13 protein-coding genes and 1 tRNA gene are annotated in these 18,315 nt (G+C 64.3%); 6 read left to right on the top strand and 8 right to left on the bottom strand.

All coding sequences use genetic code 11. The features are described from left to right. The 3 genes from acs to CFE35_RS20705 form a co-directional block, all read right to left on the bottom strand. Positions 1–1,882 (bottom strand): acetate--CoA ligase (gene acs, locus CFE35_RS20715; protein WP_292933572.1); only part of this gene is annotated, 1,882 nt, incomplete at its 3' end. Between the two features lie 147 nt (positions 1,883–2,029). Beyond that, positions 2,030–3,313 carry an aminotransferase class III-fold pyridoxal phosphate-dependent enzyme gene (locus tag CFE35_RS20710; protein ID WP_292933570.1) on the bottom strand — a complete coding sequence of 428 codons (1,284 nt, stop codon included), beginning with the start codon at positions 3,311–3,313 and terminating at the stop codon, positions 2,030–2,032. A 22-nt stretch (positions 3,314–3,335) separates the two neighbouring features. Next, positions 3,336–4,013 carry a TetR/AcrR family transcriptional regulator gene (locus tag CFE35_RS20705; protein WP_292933568.1) on the bottom strand — a complete coding sequence of 226 codons (678 nt, stop codon included), beginning with the start codon at positions 4,011–4,013 and terminating at the stop codon, positions 3,336–3,338. Positions 4,014–4,175: 162 nt separating this feature from the next. On the opposite strand from CFE35_RS20705, the gene CFE35_RS20700 reads away from it, so the two are divergent. Next, entirely contained in the window at positions 4,176–6,461 is a 2,286-nt protein-coding gene (locus tag CFE35_RS20700) for a TonB-dependent receptor (RefSeq protein WP_292933566.1), read from the top strand. Between the two features lie 36 nt (positions 6,462–6,497). Then, positions 6,498–8,237: an NAD(P)/FAD-dependent oxidoreductase gene (locus tag CFE35_RS20695; protein ID WP_292933564.1), complete on the top strand. Its 1,740-nt coding sequence runs from the start codon at positions 6,498–6,500 to the stop codon at positions 8,235–8,237. Here the strand turns inward: CFE35_RS20695 and CFE35_RS20690 are convergent. Beyond that, on the bottom strand, positions 8,222–9,382 hold the full coding sequence (locus CFE35_RS20690; RefSeq protein WP_292933562.1) for a hypothetical protein: 1,161 nt from the start codon (positions 9,380–9,382) through the stop codon (positions 8,222–8,224). The genes CFE35_RS20695 and CFE35_RS20690 overlap by 16 nt on opposite strands. A gap of 226 nt (positions 9,383–9,608) precedes the next feature. Here CFE35_RS20690 and CFE35_RS20685 point away from each other — a divergent pair, with 226 nt between their 5' ends. Both CFE35_RS20685 and CFE35_RS20680 read left to right on the top strand, forming a co-directional pair. Beyond that, positions 9,609–10,700, top strand: a complete 1,092-nt coding sequence (locus tag CFE35_RS20685; RefSeq protein WP_292933560.1) for a glycosyltransferase family A protein — start codon at positions 9,609–9,611, stop codon at positions 10,698–10,700. Continuing rightward, positions 10,697–11,797: a glycosyltransferase gene (locus CFE35_RS20680; protein ID WP_292933559.1), complete on the top strand. Its 1,101-nt coding sequence runs from the start codon at positions 10,697–10,699 to the stop codon at positions 11,795–11,797. Before CFE35_RS20685 ends, CFE35_RS20680 begins: the two co-directional genes overlap by 4 nt. 202 nt (positions 11,798–11,999) lie before the next feature. Here CFE35_RS20680 and CFE35_RS20675 read toward each other — a convergent pair. Beyond that, positions 12,000–12,076: transfer RNA gene (locus CFE35_RS20675), tRNA-Pro, on the bottom strand. 159 nt (positions 12,077–12,235) lie between these two features. On the opposite strand from CFE35_RS20675, the gene CFE35_RS20670 reads away from it, so the two are divergent. Together CFE35_RS20670 and astD are read left to right on the top strand one after the other, a co-directional pair. Then, on the top strand, positions 12,236–12,427 hold the full coding sequence (locus CFE35_RS20670) for a hypothetical protein (RefSeq protein WP_292933557.1): 192 nt from the start codon (positions 12,236–12,238) through the stop codon (positions 12,425–12,427). Positions 12,428–12,511: 84 nt separating this feature from the next. Further along, the gene (astD, locus tag CFE35_RS20665; protein ID WP_292933555.1) at positions 12,512–13,915 is read left to right on the top strand and encodes a succinylglutamate-semialdehyde dehydrogenase; all 1,404 of its coding nucleotides are present in this window, start codon (positions 12,512–12,514) and stop codon (positions 13,913–13,915) included. Between the two features lie 69 nt (positions 13,916–13,984). On the opposite strand, the gene katG is transcribed toward astD, so the two are convergent. The 3 genes from katG to CFE35_RS20650 form a co-directional block, all read right to left on the bottom strand. Then, entirely contained in the window at positions 13,985–16,150 is a 2,166-nt protein-coding gene (gene katG, locus CFE35_RS20660; RefSeq protein ID WP_292933574.1) for a catalase/peroxidase HPI, read from the bottom strand. Between the two features lie 302 nt (positions 16,151–16,452). Next, positions 16,453–18,075: an FAD-binding oxidoreductase gene (locus CFE35_RS20655; RefSeq protein ID WP_292933554.1), complete on the bottom strand. Its 1,623-nt coding sequence runs from the start codon at positions 18,073–18,075 to the stop codon at positions 16,453–16,455. Further along, entirely contained in the window at positions 18,072–18,314 is a 243-nt protein-coding gene (locus CFE35_RS20650) for a cytochrome c (protein ID WP_292933552.1), read from the bottom strand. The genes CFE35_RS20655 and CFE35_RS20650 overlap by 4 nt, the downstream gene beginning before the upstream one ends. Between the last annotated feature and the right edge of the window lies 1 nt (position 18,315).

Raw genomic sequence — 18,315 nt, 5'->3', positions numbered from 1 at the left:
ACGTATCACCCAGATTGCTCACGTCATTCTCGCCAATCTTGCGCAAAATCCGGCGCATGATCTTGCCCGAACGCGTCTTCGGCAACCCAGGCGCAAACTGAATTACATCAGGCGTCGCAATCGGGCCGATCTCGTGGCGGACCCATTGAATCAGCTCCTTGCGCAGCGCTTCATCCGGCTCAACGTCCGCATTGGTGGTTACGAAGGCGTAGATGCCCTGACCCTTGATCTCGTGCGGCATGCCGACCACGGCGGCTTCCGCTACTTTCGAATGGGCGACGAGCGCGCTCTCGATTTCAGCGGTGCCCATGCGGTGGCCCGAGACGTTGATCACGTCATCGATGCGGCCGGTGATCCAGTAGTCGCCGTCCTCATCGCGGCGGCAGCCGTCGCCGGTGAAGTAGTGGCCGGGGAAGGTGGTGAAATAGGTCTGGAAGAAGCGTTCGTGATCGCCCCAGACGGTGCGCATCTGGCCGGGCCAGCTCTGTTCAATGACGAGGCAGCCATCCGCTGCGCCTTCGAGCAGCTGGCCCTCACCGGTGAGGAGGGCAGGCTTGACGCCGAACATGGGGCGCGTGGCAGAACCGGGCTTGAGCGCAGTCGCGCCGGGGAGCGGCGTGATCATCGCACCGCCAGTTTCGGTCTGCCACCAAGTGTCGACAATCGGGCAGCGGCCTTCGCCGACGACCTTGTGATACCACTCCCACGCCTCGGGATTGATCGGCTCGCCCACCGAGCCGAGCAGGTGCAGTGACTGGCGCGAGGTCTTCTTCACCCATTCATCGCCTTCGCGCATCAAGGCGCGCAGGGCCGTGGGGGCGCCGTAGAAGATTTCGACGCCGAACTTGTCGACCACCTGCCAGAAGCGCGAAGGATCGGGGAAGTTGGGGACGCCTTCGAACATGACCGTTGTCGCGCCGTTGAGGAGCGGACCGTAGACGACATAGCTGTGGCCCGTCACCCAGCCCACATCCGCCGCGCACCAATAGATCTGGCCGGGTCTGTAGTCGAAGACGTACTCGTGCGTCATCGACGCCCATACCGAATAGCCGCCGGTGGTGTGGAGCACGCCCTTGGGCTTGCCGGTGGAGCCCGAAGTGTAGAGGATGAACAGCGGGTCTTCCGCGCTCATTTCCTCAGCAGTGCATTCGGCGGATTGCGCGGCGACACCGCTGGCCCAATCGACATCGCGGCCTGCAATGGCGGGTACGTCCGCACCGGTGTGCTTGAGAACGACAACGGTATCGACGCCGGTGCAATGCGTGAGCGCTGCATCGACATTCGCCTTGAGCGGCACGCGTTTGCCGCCGCGCAGGCCTTCATCGGCGGTGATGACGACGCGGCTGTCGCAATCGCTGATGCGGCCGGCGAGGGCATCGGGCGAGAAGCCCGCGAAGACGATCGAATGGATCGCGCCGATGCGCGCGCAAGCGAGCATGGCGACGGCGGCTTCGGGCACCATCGGCAGGTAGATGGTCACGCGTTCGCCGCGCTTCACGCCGCGCGACTTCAGCAGGTTGGCGAAGCGGCAGACCATGTCGTGCAGCTCACGGTAGGTGATGCGGCGGTCGGGCGTGTCCGGGCTGTCCGGCTCCCACAGGATGGCGATCTGGTCGCCGCGCTCCGCCAGATGGCGATCAAGGCAATTGGCCGCGAGGTTGAGCGTGCCATCCTCGAACCAGCGGATGCCGAAATCGGCTTCGTGGAAGCTGGTGGTGCTGACTTTGGTGAAGGGCTTGATCCAGTCGAGGCGCTTGGCCTCACCGCGCCAAAAGGTCTCCGGATCGGCGAGCGACTGCGCGTACATCGCCTGATAGCGCGCGTCGTCGATCAGGGCGTCCTTGGCCCAGCTTTCGGGGACCGGATAGATGGCCTGGCTCATGACGGCGTCCTCTTGGCAAGCGTTGGATTTGCGCCGCTATAAGACGGATTGGGCCGGGTTTGCCAAGCGTTGAATTTGCCCCTCCGACCCGCCTGGGGCGGGCCACCTCCCCATTTGCCCTTCGTGAAAATGGGGAGGGGCTTGAATTCAATGCGCGCCGGCCATGGCGGAGAGGAACATCATCACGACGGGGTGAGGCTCCAGCGTGGCCTGCTGCGCCTTGATCGCGGCGAAAGCTTCATCGGCGGCGCTGAGGGCGAACTGGATGTCGGCCTCGGTCATTGCCGCGCAGAAGAACATGTTGTGCCACGGGTGGACATAGACCCCGCGCTTCAGCATTTCCTCGCCCCACGCGAAGCCGGTGCGGTAGTCTGGGTCGTTTTCGAACAGGATCTGCGGCATCTGCACGGGGCCGGTCTGGCGCAAGGCGAAGCCGTGTTTCGCGGCGAGGGCATCGAGGCCTTCGCGCCATAGCGTACCGAGGCGCACCGAGTTTTCGAGGTAATCGGATTCGCGCAGGATCTTGAGCGTTTCGACCGCCGCGGCCATCGGCACGGCGGCGAACCAGAACGAGCCGGTGACGTAGATCTGGCTCGCGCCTTCGCGGCAGCGATCATTGCCGAGGAGCGCGGAAATCGGGTGGCCGTTGGCAAAGGACTTGCCCCAGCAGCTCATGTCAGGGCGGACGCCGACGAGTTCCCAGCTGCAATCGCGGATCAGGCGGAAACCGGCGCGCACATCGTCGACGATCAGCATCGCGCCGGTCTCGTCGCACAGTTCGCGCGCGCGCTTGGCATAGGCGGGATCGGGCAGGGCCTGATCGATGAAGGCGTCGTGCTTGAACGGCGAGGCGAAGATCGCGGCGAGATCGTGGCCCGCTGCGGCAACAGCGGCTTCGAGGCTGGCGATGTCGTTATACTGGTACTTGGAAATGAACGCGCGTTCTTCGGGCACGATCCCGGCGGGCATCGGCGTGCACCACGGGGCGGCGCCGTGATAGGCCCCGTCTGCCACGAGGATGCGGCGCTTGCCGGTCTGTGCGCGGGCGGTGGTCATCGCCATGGTGGTGGCGTCGGTGCCGTTCTTGCAGAACATCGCCCAATCGGCGTGGCTGACCATGCTGGTCAGCGCCTCGGCCAGTTCGACAAAGTGCGCGCTGGGTCCGGTAAGCGTATCGCCTTTGGCGAGCTGCGCGACGGCGACGTCATTCACGCGCCGGTCGTTGTAGCCCAGCAGGCTGGGGCCATAGGCGCACATGAAATCGAGGTAGCGGTTGCCATCGACGTCCCAGATATAGGCGCCTTCGCCGCGATCGAAGAATTGCGGATAGCTGGCAGGCATAAGCGTGGTGGCTTCGTGGCCATACATTCCGCCCGGCACGACTTTCAGGGCGCGGGCACGCAAGGCTTGATCGGCGGCGTTGTGGGTCATGTGGCTCTCCCTCTGGTCTGGTTCAGGCGGCTTGTTCGCTGCGGCTGCGCAGCGGCAGGTATTCGGGCAGGAAGGTGCGGGCATAAGCTTCGCGCGCGCGGCGGGCCTGCTCTTCATAGGCATCGGTGATCGTGCCGTGGCGGTGGACCGAAAGCGTCCAGATCGCATCGTTGATCACCAGCAGTTCGGTGAAGCGCTCGATCAGATCGGCGCTGGGGGCGAGATCGAACAGGCCGGTGAGTTCGGCCATCGAACGCTCTGCAATCACGCGGTCGTTTTCCAGATCGCGCGCGCGGATCGTGGCGGAGAGGCCGGAGCCGAGCAGCAGGCGGCGGGCGGCGGTATGCGCGTTGTAGTGCGCGCGGCCATTGGCGTAGCGGGCGGCGAGATAACTCTGCCACGTGGCAATCCCGGCGGGCAGAGGCTCGTCGAGCAGGGCGACGAATTCCTGCGTGTACCGCTCTGCCAGCGCGAGGAAGACCTGGCCCGCATCGGGGAAGAAATGGTAGATCGACGGGGCGGAAAGATCGGCTTCCTGCGCCAGCGTGTAGATGCTGATCGATTCGGGTTCGAGCGTTTCGAGCAGGCGCGCCGCGGAATCGAGGATTGCCTCGAACCGCTGCTGGCTGCGCTTCTGGCGCGGGCGGCGGATCGCTTCGGCAACACCGGGCGCTGCGGGCCGGGGGATGATGGTGACCATGGCCGCAGACTAGCAGTCCTTGCGCGTGGTTCAACCCGTTATCGGATAAAAATCCGAATTAATATCAGAAACCGCTTGACGCCCCCGGTGCTTGCGCGGCAGCTTTGCCTGTGATGGGGATCACGGTCCGCGCACAGGCCGTGCGGGGGCAGGAGCGGGGGAATGACCATGCAGCACATCAATCCGAAACGCAGCCTCGGGCTGCTTCTGGCGAGCAGCATGCTTGTGCTGGCTTCGCCCGCGCTGGCGCAGGAAGCCGGAGCTTCGGCCGCAGATGCCGCCAAGGATGGCGGCATTGCCGAAATCGTCGTCACCGCGCAGCGCCGCGCGCAGAACGTGCAGGACGTGCCCATCGCCATCGCGGCGATCAGCGGTGATGCGCTGACCGAAACCGGCATCCGCGATCCGCGCGATCTGACGCTGCTGGTGCCGAGCCTCTCGATGCAGGCAGGCACGGCAGCTTCGACCACATCGCTGTTCATTCGCGGCGTCGGCATCGGCGATTTCAATTCGAACACCACGGGCGCGGTCGGCGTCTATGTCGATGATGTGTTCATCGGCGCCAATGCGGGCAAGCTGTTCAACGTGTTCGATTCCGACGGGATCGAAGTGCTGAAAGGGCCGCAGGGCACGCTCTATGGCCGCAACACCACGGCAGGCGCGATCCGCTTTTCCAGCCGCAAGCCGACCGAGGAACTGAGCGGGGATTTCTCCGCGCTCTATGGCCGCTTCAACGAAGTGCAGCTGGAAGGCGGGATCGGCGGTTCGCTTGCCAAGGACCTGCTGAAAGTGCGCGTGGCGGGCTTCTACAACCGGCGCGATGGGACGACCTTCAACCGGCTGACCGGCAACAAGGTCAACAACATCAACCTGTGGGCACTGCGCGGGATTGCGGACTTCACGCCCGCGCCGAACGTGCTGCTGCGGCTTTCGGTGCACGGCGGCAACAACACCGGCGGCGCACGCCAGTTTCAGCACCGCGGGCAGGGCTTCGACTTCTTCGGCAATCCCGCCGTGCTGCCGGACGGCACGCCCACCGATGCGTTTGGCTACGCCGATACCGACAACAACGTCTATGCTGGCGATTACAACATCGAAGGCAAGGAGCGGATCGCGGCGTTCGGCACCTCGCTGCTGGGTCAGGTCGATTTCGGCGGGGTGCAGCTGACCTCGATCACCGCCTACGAGCAGGTCAACCGCGCCACGCTGGAGGATACCGACGCCAGCCCGAACGACTTCGTGGTCGCCTACTACGAAGACCGTCCGCGCCAGTGGAGCCAGGAGCTTCGCCTGCAATCGACCGGCGACAAGGCGCTCAACTGGATCGTCGGCGGGTACTATTTCCACGATACGCTGGCGACCGACAGCAGCTTCGATCTGCTGCGCAGCTTGCGCGATCCGAACGATCTTGCGGGCACGTTCGATCCGATCAATTCGCTGGGGCTGCTGCGCTATCCCTATACGCAGCGCACCCGCAGCGTCGCGCTGTTTGGCCAGGCGGACTACAAGCTGACCGAGAAGCTGACGCTGACCGCCGGTCTGCGCTGGTCGAACGACCGGATCAAGATGGATTACCACAGCCTGTTCGATGTGATCGGCGGTGTTGCACCGGTGAAGGCCTATTCGGACGTCACCCTGCCGCTGCTCGATTTCAAGGGCACGAAAACCTTCCGCGATCTCTCGTGGCGCGCGGCGCTCAATTACAAGACGGGCGATACGCTGGTCTATGCCTCGTTTTCGAAGGGCTACAACAGCGGCGGGTTTGCCGGCGGGGCTTCGACCGATGCGTTGCAGCTCGCGCCCTTCAATTCGGAAAAGCTCTATGCCTATGAAGTGGGGCTGAAGACCGAGTTCATGGACCGCAAGGTGCGGTTCAACACCTCTGCGTTCTATTACGACTACCGCGAATTGCAGGTCTTCGTGTTCGATCTCAGCGGCCCGGTGCCGGTGCAGCGCAAGCTCAATGCGGGCAATGCCGAGATCTACGGGCTGGAGGCGGAGCTGACCGTGCGGCCGACGCGCAATCTGGACCTGTTCGGCGCGGTCACGCTGATGCACAGCGAATACAAGAAGTTCGCTGCGCTGGGCGGGGTGAGCTATTCGGGTAACCGGCTGGTGAATGCGCCCAAGTTTGCCGCTTCTGGCGGGATCAACTGGACGGTGCCGCTCGCCAGCGGGGCAGCGATCAAGGCCCGGGTGGACGGCACGTATGTCTCCTCGATCGCGCTGTTTCCGGATAACGCCATCAGCACCGAAGTGAAGGGCAACGGGCGGATCAACGCGCGGCTGGCCTATCAGGCACCATCGAAGATCTGGGAAGCGGCGCTGTGGGTGAAGAACCTCAATTCGGCGCGGGTGATATCCTCAATTGCGCCAGTGATCACGCAGGACCAGATCAACTACAACGATCCGCGCACCTTCGGCGTGCAATTGGTCGCGCACTTCTGAGGCGCGCGGGGAAACTGGAAAAGGCGGCAATTCCTGATGCTTGATGTACATGGCTGGCTTGAGAAGTTCGGCGCGGCACTGACGGCCGGAGACGGCGCGGCAACCGCGTCGCTGTTTCTGCCGGACGGACTGTGGCGCGATTACCTCGCGCTGGGCTGGACGCTGGCGACGCACGAGGGGACGGACGCGATTGCCGCCTTCGCCAGCGCGCGCACGCCGGGTTCGGGCATCGGCAGCTTTGCCAGCGATGCCGCGCCGGGGGCAAGTGAGGGCTTCATCACCTTCGAGACCGCGCAAGGGCGCGGCGAGGGCTATGTGCGGCTGGCGGGCGAGCATTGCCTGACGCTGCTGACCGCGCTCAAGGAACTGAAAGGCTTCGAGGAACCGCTGCGCGGGCGGCGCGCCACGGGCGTGGTCGACGAGACCGGCGCGCGCACGTGGGAAGACGTGCGCCATGACGATGTGGAGCAGTGGACCGAGAGCAATCCGCCTTATGTGCTGGTGATCGGCGCGGGGCAGGGCGGCCTTGCGCTGGGCGCGCGGCTCAAGATGCTCGGCGTGCCGTGCCTGCTGATCGACAAGTATCCGCGCGTGGGCGATCAATGGCGTTCGCGCTACAAGTCGCTGCTGCTGCACGATCCGGTGTGGTACGATCACATGCCTTACGTGCCGTTTCCCGATCACTGGCCGGTCTACACGCCCAAGCAAAAAATGGGCGACTGGCTGGAATACTATGCCGGGATCATGGAACTGGGCGTGTGGACCAGCACCGAATGCAAAGGCATTTCGCGCGATCCCGCCAGCGGCAAATGGCAGGTCGCGCTGGAGCGTGACGGCAAGCCGGTAACGCTTCGCCCCGAACATGTGGTGATGGCGGTGGGCAATGCAGGGTTCGCGGTGGAGCCTGATTTTCCGGGCAAGGCCAGTTTCAAGGGCCACCAGTGCCATTCCAGCGCGCATCCGGGCGGCGAGGGGCTGGCGGGCAAGAAGGTCATCGTGGTCGGCGCGAACAATTCCGCGCACGATATCTGCGCCGATCTCGTCAGCCACGGGGCCGAACCAATCATGATCCAGCGTTCTTCCACGCTGATCGTGCGGCAGACCAACATGGAAAAGATGCTGGGCGGGGCCTATTCGCAGGAAGTGTTCGATGCCGGGCTGACGACGGAAAAGGCGGACTTGCTGGGTGCCTCGGTGCCGCTGCGCCTTGCCGAAAAGGTCAACAAGCAGACGTGGGACCAGATCCGCGTGGCCGAAGCACCGTTCTACCAGCGGCTCGCCGACGCAGGATTTCAGGTCGATTTCGGGCCGGACGGCACCGGCATCGCGATGAAGTTCCAGCGCACCTCCTCGGGCTACTATGTCGATGTCGGCGCTTCGGAAATGGTGGCGGACGGGCGCATCAAGGTGCGTTCGGGCGTGAGCATCGAGCGGATCGTCGAGGACGGCATGGTGCTTTCGGATGGCAGCCATGTGGCGGGCGATAGGATCATCTACGCCACCGGCTTTGGCGACATGAAGCAGTGGGTTTCGCGCCTGATCAACCCCGAAGTGGCCGAGCGCATCGGCAAGACCTGGGGCTATGGCTCCGGCTTCCCCGGCGATGAAGGGCCGTGGGAAGGCGAGATGAAAAACCTGTGGAAGCCGACGGCGGAGCCGGGGCTGTGGTTCATGGCGGGCAATCTGGCGATGGCGCGCAGTTATTCGCAGTACCTCGGGCTACAGCTCAAGGCGCGGTTTGAAGGTCTGCCAGTGGAGCCTTACAAGCCTGCCTGAAGGCGCGGCCGTGCGGCAAGCGCGGCCGCCAGCAAGGCAAGGCCGAGGATGACGGCGGCCGAGCAGGCGATCAGCACGGTATCGAGGCCCTGCACTTCGATCAGCAGGCCTGCCGCCGTGGGCAGGATCGCCGCGCCCATCAACTGGGCCGAGGCGCTGAAGGGCAGGCTGCGGCGCGATGGATCGGCTTCGAGCAGGAAGCCCGTCAGTGCGGGGGTGAGCACCATCCACACGAACCCGTAGCCGATGATCAGTCCCCAGCCTGCCACGCCATCCGCGCCGCGCACAAACAGCAGCGCGACGATGGCGACGAGGGCGAGGCCGGTCAGCCCAGCGCGCGCACCGGCATGGCCGCGCTCGCCGATCGTGATCGCCGTGAGCGCGCCCGCCATCTGGCCGACCATCGATGCGGTGAGCATCGGCGCGACCCGCGCGGCCGGAATGCCCCGCGCCTCAAGCCAGAGGCCCATGTAGGCCCAGATCCCCACGACTGCGCCGACGAGCAGGGCCGAGGCGGCAAGGCCGATCCACCCGGAGAGGGGGATTGCGCCGCTCGCCTGCGTGGTATCGGCGTGGGCTGCGGGCGCGAGGCTGGCGGGAACCAGCGGTAGGGCTAGCGCGGTGAGCGCGGCGATCACGGCAAGAGCATGCTGGACATCGGCCGAGGAGCCGGGCGCAGCGGCGCTCGCGAACCATTGCAGGATGGCATACTGGCTGGCGGCCTGCAGGAACAGGAACGCGGCGGCAGCGGCATTGAGGCCCCTAGATCGCGCGATAGCCCCCGCCGCGACGCCGACGAGCAAGCCGCCGCCCGCACCGGACAGCGCGCGCGCCAGCAGCAGCGGTATTGCGGCAGGGAGCAGGTTGGCGGCAATGGTCAGGGTAATCCCGGCCAGCGCGACCGCGCGGGCAGGCCAGTGCTTGAGCAGCGCGATGCCGCCTGCACTGCCCAGCGCGATGGCGGCAATCTCGATCGCGGCGAGAAGCCCCAGCGCGGCCTCCCCGATACGGCCTTCGTGGACATAGCCGCCATAGATCAGCGGCTGGACCCCCAGCACGAGCAATCCGGCGGCACCGATCAGAAGGGAGGCACCGAGCGCAGCGCGGGTCTCGCCGGGGGCGGTTGGTTCGTGCTGCACTGCCATGGCCCCCGATGATCCGATATTTATTCGGTTTATCGAGCGCGAAAAAGCGCAAGTCAAGCGCGAGTGGCTGCGGGAGGCCGGCAAGGCGCCGAAGTCGAGGTAGGCTCAGGTGCAAGGGTATTGCGCCACTGCCCCTCAATCCCCCCGTGTTCAGCTGCTGTGGAAAGGCGCTTGAGGCGGTTGCGGGAGCCAGAATGGCGAGGTAAAAGGTTTCATGATAGCTGGGTTGGCGAGTATTACATCTAAAACAGATGCTTTCGACGCGGGGCAATGTCTGTTTTCGTTTATAAACGAGAGTACGTGGCTAACAGATAACTATACGCCTGATCTCGTTTCAATTATCATTCCGACTTACAACCGCTCGATCTTGTTGATGGACTTGCTGGCGGCGCTCTCTGTCCAGACCCATAAGCTGATCGAATTGGTCATTGTTGACGATGGCTCCACAGATGACACCGATCATCGTCTTCGCGCATGGGTAGCGGCGCAAACGATACCCGTTCGGATCTTTCGACAAGACAATGCAGGCCCTGCGGCGGCGCGTAACCTGGGACTTCAACAGGCTCGCGGAGAATATCTGTATTTCATCGACTCCGATGATTTGATTTTCCCGACGGCGCTCGAGGAACTGGTGGCAGCCTTGTCGCAAAGCGGGCGTTCCTATTGTCTGGGGGGTATCCGCAACGCTGACGTGAAGGGCTCTCCGCTGCCACTGGATTGGGAGGGGATCCCCTGCGTTGATCCCGATACAGTCTTGAGAAGCCGATGGATGATCCATGCCGCCCTGTACCATCGCAGCGCAATCAGGCGAGCGGGCCCCTTCGGACATGCGCTGGGCATTGGCGAAGATTCCGAATTTCACTGGCGCATCGTGGCCACCAACGGCGCGGGCCATATCCTGCACAAGTTCATCGGCCTGCGCCGCATTCATGATCAAGGCCACCTTTCCGTAAACCGCTCGTGGCTGGATGTTTATCGCCAGACAAGCGAAGTCTTGTTTCATTTCGCAGGGTGGATGCTTGCGCGCGGGGCGCTGGATAAAGGGACCGCTCGCTTCTTGATCCGTTCAATCGTGATCTCGTCGTTGAAACTTGGCACACTGGATGACCGGACGCAGGTTCCTGCAGCACGCGCGGTCATCCTCAGATTGCGTGTGCATTCGCGGTTGGCTGCTCAGGCAGGATTGCTCCTTATAGCGCCGCGGGCAAAGTCCTTTTACTGGATTGCCGTGTCCGTTCTGTTAGCGCTCAGGGCGGTTCGCAACGGACTGAATTGGTTGCGTGGATTTGCACAGCAAAGCGATTGGGCCGCCATTTGATTCAGGTACTGGCGAACGCCGATCACGCTGACAGTCCGGCCGCAGGGACGCCCATCGACGGGAGCCGCCAAATTCGCCTGCTCTATTACATTTCGGCGAACGACAGAACTCGCCTGGAGCAGGGGTTCTTCGGTGAGGAGGTCGCGGCTCTGCGATCCAATGCCTTGGTATCAAGCGTTCATGCAACGAACCGCCTGACCGATGCCTGGACGCAGGACTACGACGCAGTCATTTCCTATTTCTATTCTTATTCCGCAATCGTGGCGATGCTTGCCCGGTTGCGCGGAAAGCGCGCCGTCATCGTCGGAGGCGCAGAACAGATTTTGCGGGAAATGGCACCGAGCACCTGGCGTTACCTGATCCGGATGTTCCGATTTTTCCTCACGCTGTTTTGGTGCTCCAAGATATTGGCCGCATCGAGCAGTGACCTTGAAAAGATGCGCCGTGTGGCGTTTTTCAAGCGTTCTGCCATCGGACTCTCATTCCATGGAACCGTGGCGTCGAGCCGCCTTGACCAGGCCGATTTCCGGCGCGCACGCCCGCGGGCCAGCATGGTCACCATTTGCGGAATGGACACGGAAAGCAACCTGGTTCGCAAGGGCGTCCTGCGAGCGATCAAGTTGCTGGCGAACACCCGCGAAATCGAGCCGAATGCACACCTACTGATCGTGGGCCGCGACGCATTTGGCGATTTGGCCAGGGATTATGCCAAGGAACTGGAGTGCGAAGACGCCGTGACGCTGAAGGGCTTTGTATCGGATGAAGCCAAGTACGATCTGCTGAGGAATACACGATACTACCTCCAGCTGTCAGATTATGAAGGCTTTGGTGTTGGCGCACTCGAGGCCTTGGCATTGGGTTGTGAAGTCATCCACAGTAATGTGGGAGGATTGCGCGACACCATAGCGCATTTTGGCCGAGTATTGCGCCATTCCGACGATCAGTCGATCGATCTGGACCAGCCGTATGACAACGGCGATTGGTCGAAATTTCATGCACACATGGTACAATTCACGATCGAGAAGCGCGTTGAAACCCTGCTGCGATGGCTGGTCAATCCTCGGGTCCAAGCATTTTCCGGCCAGCAGCACCCGTGATGACTGTCCCGTCCGCGTAGCAAGGATGGGCCTCTCCAGCCGGTGAGACCAGGATGGTGAGCGCTCGGTGGTGCGCCAGTCTGCAGAAAGCAGATCGAGGATTGCCAAGGATGCTCGGCAAGCCAGCCAGCGCGGCTGGCCCGGCTATCGGCGATTGCATATCCTGCGCTTTGTGCAGAAGCCCGGTTTTCCGCGGGGACTATGGTCGGGGAGACAAGATTCGAACTTGCGACCCTCTGCTCCCAAAGCAGATGCGCTACCAGGCTGCGCTACTCCCCGACTGCGGCTGCCCTAAAGCAAGCAGGGGCCGCGGGGCAAGGTGCAATCGCGATTAGGGTGGCTTGCATTTCTAAGCATGGTAAAAATACTTATTCCTGCCATACTGGAGTAACTTTCTGTCGGGAGTATCGTGACAGAAGTGAAGGAGCGCAGTGGGGCATGGTCGGGTTGTTCAAGCGTTTGGGGTGCGTGGTCGGTCGGCATTCGCCTTCGCGCCGCGCAGTGCAGTATAAGGGACACCTCAAGACCGGCCCGTGCAAGCACTGCGGCACCGAACTGGAGAAGCGCAACGACGGCCGCTGGGTGGTGCGCAAGGTTGGCGCCGAGGGTGGCTCCTTTCGCGAGGATTGAGCCAGAGGCGGTTGACCTTCGGGCGGGGCGCGCTCAACTGAGCGGCTCGTATTTCCGCTGATGCGGCACCCTCAAGGAGCGACCATGACCAACTGGACTTCCACCGATCCCATGACCGGCGATGTGCTGTGGCAGGGCCCGGACGCGGATGTCGATGCGGCAGTGGCAGCAGCACGCGGCGCGCAAGGCGATTGGGCGCTACGCCCGCTGGCCGAGCGGATCGCGATTGCCGAGCGCTATGCCGAAGTGGTGAAGGCAAACGCCGAGGATTTTGCCGCGTTGATCGCGCGCGAAACAGGCAAGCCACTGTGGGAAGCGCGCACCGAAGTGGGCACGGTGGCGGCCAAAGTCGGCATTTCGATCACCGCCCAGGCCGAACGCGCCGGCGAGCGGTTTGGCGAGGCGGCGGGCGTGCCGCAGGCGCTGCGGCACAAGCCGCACGGGGTGCTGGCCGTGCTGGGGCCCTACAATTTCCCCGCGCACTTGCCCAACGGCCATATCGTGCCAGCGCTGCTGGCGGGCAATACGGTGGTGTTCAAGCCTTCCGAACTGACCCCGGCTTCGGGCGCGTTCATGGCCGACTTGTGGACGCAGGCCGGGCTGCCCGAGGACGTGCTGGTGGTGGCGCAGGGCCGCGCCGATACCGGCCGCGCGCTGGCGGCGCATCCCGGCTTGGACGGCCTGCTGTTTACCGGATCTTCGAACACCGGCCTTGCGCTGCATCAGGCGTTTGCCGCGCGGCCAGACCGGATTCTGGCGATCGAGACAGGCGGCAACAATCCGCTGATTGCATGGGATATTGCCGAAGCTGACGTGGAGGCGGCGGCCTCGCTCGTGGTGCAATCGGCGTTTCTTTCGGCGGGGCAGCGCTGCACCTGCGCGCGGCGGCTGATCGTGGGGCCGGATGGCGCTGCGCTGGTGGCGGCGGTGGACGCGCTCGCGGGCCGGATCATCGCGGACGGGCCGTTTGCACAGCCCGCGCCGTTCATGGGGCCGGTGATCGATCTGAATGCGGCGGGCAAAGTGGAAGCGGCATGGCAGGCGCTGGTGGCGCAGGGGGGCAAGGTCGTTCGCCCGCTGACCCGGCTGCGCGAAGGCACGCCGCTGCTTTCGCCCGCGATCATCGACGTGACCGGGCTTGCCGTGCCTGACGAGGAGATTTTCGGCCCCGTGCTGCAAGTGATCCGCGTGCCCGATTTCGCGGCGGCGCTGGAGGCTGCCAATGCCACGCGGTTTGGCCTTTCCGCCAGCCTGATCGGCGGGGACGAGGCGCTTTATCGCCGGTTCTGGGCCGCCAGCCGCGCAGGCGTGGTCAACTGGAACCGCCCGACCAACGGCGCGGCTTCGTCTGCGCCGTTTGGCGGGGTGGGCATTTCGGGCAACCACCGCCCGAGCGCTTATTACGCGGCGGATTACTGCGCGTGGCCGGTGGCGAGCCTCGAAAGCCCGGCAATTGCGGCAGCAGCGCTGACCGGGCTGCGCGCGTAAGGCGCTTTGGAAGCATGAGAAAGGGCCGGGACGCACGCGCGCCCCGGCCCTTTGCTTGCGTGCGCTGGGTTACGAACGGTCGGCGTTCATCACCTTGGTCCACGCCTTGGCGAAATCGCGCACGAACTGCTCGCGCGCATCGTCGCTTGCATAGGCTTCGGCGACCGCGCGCAGTTCGGAGTTCGATCCGAAGATCAGGTCCGCAGGCGTTGCGGTCCACTTCACCGCGCCGCTCGCCCGGTCGCGGCCTTCATAGGCCATGCCGCCTGCCGCCGACTTGCTCCACACCGTGTCCATGCTCAGCAGGTTCACGAAGAAGTCGTTCGATAGCGTGCCGAGCCGGGCGGTGAACTCACCCGCGTTCGATCCCGCCGCATTGGCATCGAGCACGCGCAGGCCGCCGACCAGCACGGTCATTTCCGGCACGCTCAGCCCCAGCAGGCTCGCCTTGTCGACCAGCGCTTCAGCCGGACCCTGCCACGCGTCCGCCGCATGGAAGTTGCGGAAGCCATCGGACTTGGGCTCCATCGGAGCGAACGCGGCGGGATCGGTCTGCTCCTGCGTGGCATCGACACGCCCCGGCGTGAACGGCAGTTCGAGCGAAACGCCCGCCTTGCTTGCCGCCTGCTCGACCGCGGCATTGCCCGCCAGCACGATCAGGTCCGCCATGCTCACCGTGCGGCCACCCGGCGCGGAACGGTTGTAATCGGCGCGGACCTTTTCCAGCGCCGCCAGCACCTTGGCCAGTTCCGCCGGATCGTTCACCGCCCAGTCCTTCTGCGGCGCAAGCCGGATGCGCGCACCATTGGCACCGCCGCGCAGGTCCGAAGCGCGGAAGGTCGAGGCCGAAGCCCACGCCGTGCGCACCAGCTGCGCCGGGGTGAGGCCTGCGCTGAGAACCTTGCCCTTGAGCGCGCTGATTTCCGCCGCGCCGATCAGGGGGTGGCTCTCCACCGGCAGCGGATCCTGCCACGTGAAGGTCTGCGCCGGGACGTCTGCGCCGATATAGTGGCTCTTCGGCCCCATATCGCGGTGGGTCAGCTTGAACCACGCGCGGGCGAAGGCATCGGCATAGAGCTCAGGCTTCGCCTTGAAGCGCAGCGCGATGGCGCGGAACGCCGGGTCCTGCTTGATCGCCATGTCGGTGGTGAACATGATCGGTGCGTGGGTCTTGCCCGCCTCATGCGCGTCCGGCACGATCTGGACATCCGCCGCATTCGCCGGCTGCCACTGCGTTGCGCCGGCCGGGCTCTTCACCTTGACCCATTCGAAGCCGAACAGGTTGTCGAGGTACTGGCTCGTCCACGCGATGGGGTTGGCCGACCATGCCCCTTCGAGGCCGCTCGTCACGGTATCCTTGCCCATGCCGGTGCCGCAGCTGTTCTTCCAGCCGGTGCCCTGCGCTTCGATGCCTTCGCCCGCCGGGGCCGCGCCCACGCACGTTGCGGCGTGCGCGCCGTGTGCCTTGCCGAAGGTGTGGCCGCCCGCGATCAGCGCGACGATTTCCTCGTCGGTCATCGCCATGCGGCCGAACGACTGGCGGATATCATGCGCGGCGGAAATCGGATCGCCGTTCGCGTTCGGGCCTTCGGGGTTCACATAGATCAGCCCCATCTGCACCGCTGCAAGCGGGCCCTTCAGCTGGCGCTTCTCGTTCCAGCGGTTGCCATTGGCTTCCAGCCACTTCTTCTCGGTGCCCCAGTAGACCGCATCGGGCTGCCACGTATCCGCGCGGCCGCCGCCGAAGCCCAGCGTCTTGAAGCCCATCTGCTCAAGCGAGACATTGCCGGTGAGGACCATCAGGTCGCCCCACGAGAGCCCCCGGCCATACTTCTGCTTGATCGGCCACAGCAGCCGCCGCGCCTTGTCGAGGTTGGCGTTGTCAGGCCACGAATTGAGCGGCTCGAACCGCTGCTCGCCACCCGCACCGCCGCCGCGCCCATCCAGCGTGCGATAAGTGCCGGTGCTGTGCCAGGCCATGCGGATGAAGAACGGGCCGTAGTTGCCATAGTCTGCGGGCCACCACGGCTGCGAGGTCGTCAGCACTTTGGCGATATCCGCCTTCACCGCCTTGAGGTCGAGGCTGAGGAACGCCTTGGTGTAATCGAAGTCCGCGCCATAGGGGCTGGCGGCGGTGTTCTCGTTCTGGCGCAGCGGCGTGAGATCGAGCTGATCGGGCCACCAGTCCTTGTTGGTGGTGGGCTTTTCGGCAGCGGCGGCAGCCGGCTGGGCCATGGCCGTTTCGGCGGCGTGGCCGGGCATTGGCATCGCGGCAAGCAGCGCGACGGCCAAAGTCGAAAGCGAAGCACGCATGGTCGGTTCCTCTCTGCTGGCGGCATCCGCGTGCAGGGAACCAGCCGCCAACCTTGCATGAAGGCGCGTACTGCCCGGCCGGATGCCGCTCTGGGTTGATCTGCATGCCCGGGCCTCAACGGGAGGCCAGCAGGCATGCACCTTGTGACGCAGAGCGGCCTGATCAGGCCAGTTGATTTGTCCGCTTACTATGATCGACCTTCTCGATCATAGCTCACACGCCCTCAGGCAATCCCCTGCTTGCCCGGCGAGAGGATGTGGTTGGGATCGAGCGCCTGCTTGAGCCGGGCATTGAGGTCGCGGTTAGCCTCGCCATATTGCTGCGCGACGAGGTCCATGGTGTTCACCCCGGTGCGATAGCTTGCCCAGCCGCGTGCGCCGAAGCGAGTGATCATCTCGCGGATGCAGTCGTCCGCTTTCTTCTCCTCCGCCGGATCGTCCTTGTCATACTGGATGAAGATCAGGTGGTGCAGCTCGCGCCCGCCGATGGCGTAAGCGACCGAATAATCGAAGCCGTACCGCCCGAGGATTTCCTTCGCTAGTTCGGTCTGCTGCTGGGTTTCGATCCCCTTGGCCGGAGCCACCGGCGCGAAGCAGCACATGCCTCCGCCGCGCCAGCGCATGATGCCCTTTTCTTCCAGCGTGAGCTTGCCGCTCATGAGGTTCTTGTGGTGGTTGAACCACTTGTTGCCGCCCATCTCCGCCTCGGTCAGCACTTCGCCGCCCGATGCCTCGAAGGCGCGGCGCACAATGGGTTCGATGGCGGCAATGATCTCGTCGGTGCCATAGAGCGCGAAGTAGGTGTTCCACATGCCGAGGCCCTGGCGCTTCGCGAAATCGCGCACGACATCCTCGGGAATGCTCTCCGGCTTGTCCCACAGCTCCTCGCGCCGGTGGAACATCGCGATCTGGTAGGCCGCGCCCATCATCAGCACGACATTGGGGATGAGGTTGTTCATGCGGAACGGGCGCATCGCATCGACGATCTTGGCCACGTCCGCCATTTCATTGTGCCGCACCATGAACGGCTTGAACGCGGGCGGCTTCGGCATCAGCCAGAAGCCCATTTTCGTTACCACGCCGAAGTTCGACTGCGTGAAAATGCCGTCCACATAAGGGCCGTAGCCCCATTTGAACGCCTGCCACGTGGTCGAATTCTGCACACTGCCCATGCCGGTGCGCACCACCGTGCCATCGGCCAGCACCACTTCCATGCCGCACTGCATGAAGAAGTGATCACCATAAGGGGTGTAGCCCACGCCGCGCTCCAGCGTGTTGCCCACCGGTGAAACGATCGGGCCGACGGTGGGCACATCCAGCCAGTAGGGCAGGTTGTTCGCCTCCAGATAGTCGTGCAGATCCTGATAGGTCACGCCCGGCTCGACCAGCGCGGTGCCAAGCTCGGCATCGATCGCGATGATCCGGTTCATCCGCTTCATATCGAGGATCATCTGCCCGCTGCTGGCAGGCGTGGCGCAGCCATAGCCCATGTTCTTGCCCGTGGAGACCGTCCACAGCGGCAGCTTGTAGCGGTTGGCGATCTTGAGGATGGCCTGCACTTCCTCCACCGAAGCGGGCGCCACCGCGCCCGATGGCACGTGTTCGTGGCGCGGATCGGGGGTGAAGCTCTTGGCATAAGGCAAAGTGCTTTCGGGATCGGCGAAGACCCATTCGGCCCCCACCACCGCGCGCAGTTCCTTCACCGCAGCCGCAAAGGCCCCGGCATCAAGGTGTGCGGGCAGCTGGCGCGGACCATCGAGCGGCGAGGCCAAGGCGGCGCGCACACCGATCAGCGCGGCGCCCACTGCGCCAGTGCGGATCACATCGCGGCGTCTGATTCCGGTCATTGGCCATACTCCTTGGGGTCAGCCTTCGAGGCATTGCTCCACTTTGCCAGCGCGGCCAGTTCGCCGTCGCTGATTTCGGTCGGGCGGAAGGCCGGCATCGCGCGCTGCCCGCGCCTGACGTATTGCGCGATGAGTTCGGGGGGGAGGCCGCGCCCGCGAATGATCGGGGCGACATGCTGGCCGTGGCAATAGCCGCAGGTTTTTGCATAGACCGCTTCAGGCGCGCGCGGCGGCGGCACG

It is taken from the genome of Novosphingobium sp. PASSN1 (assembly GCF_002278815.1).
Note: the sequence above shows the minus strand (reverse complement) of the source record. Positions and strands in the feature narration are given on the sequence as shown.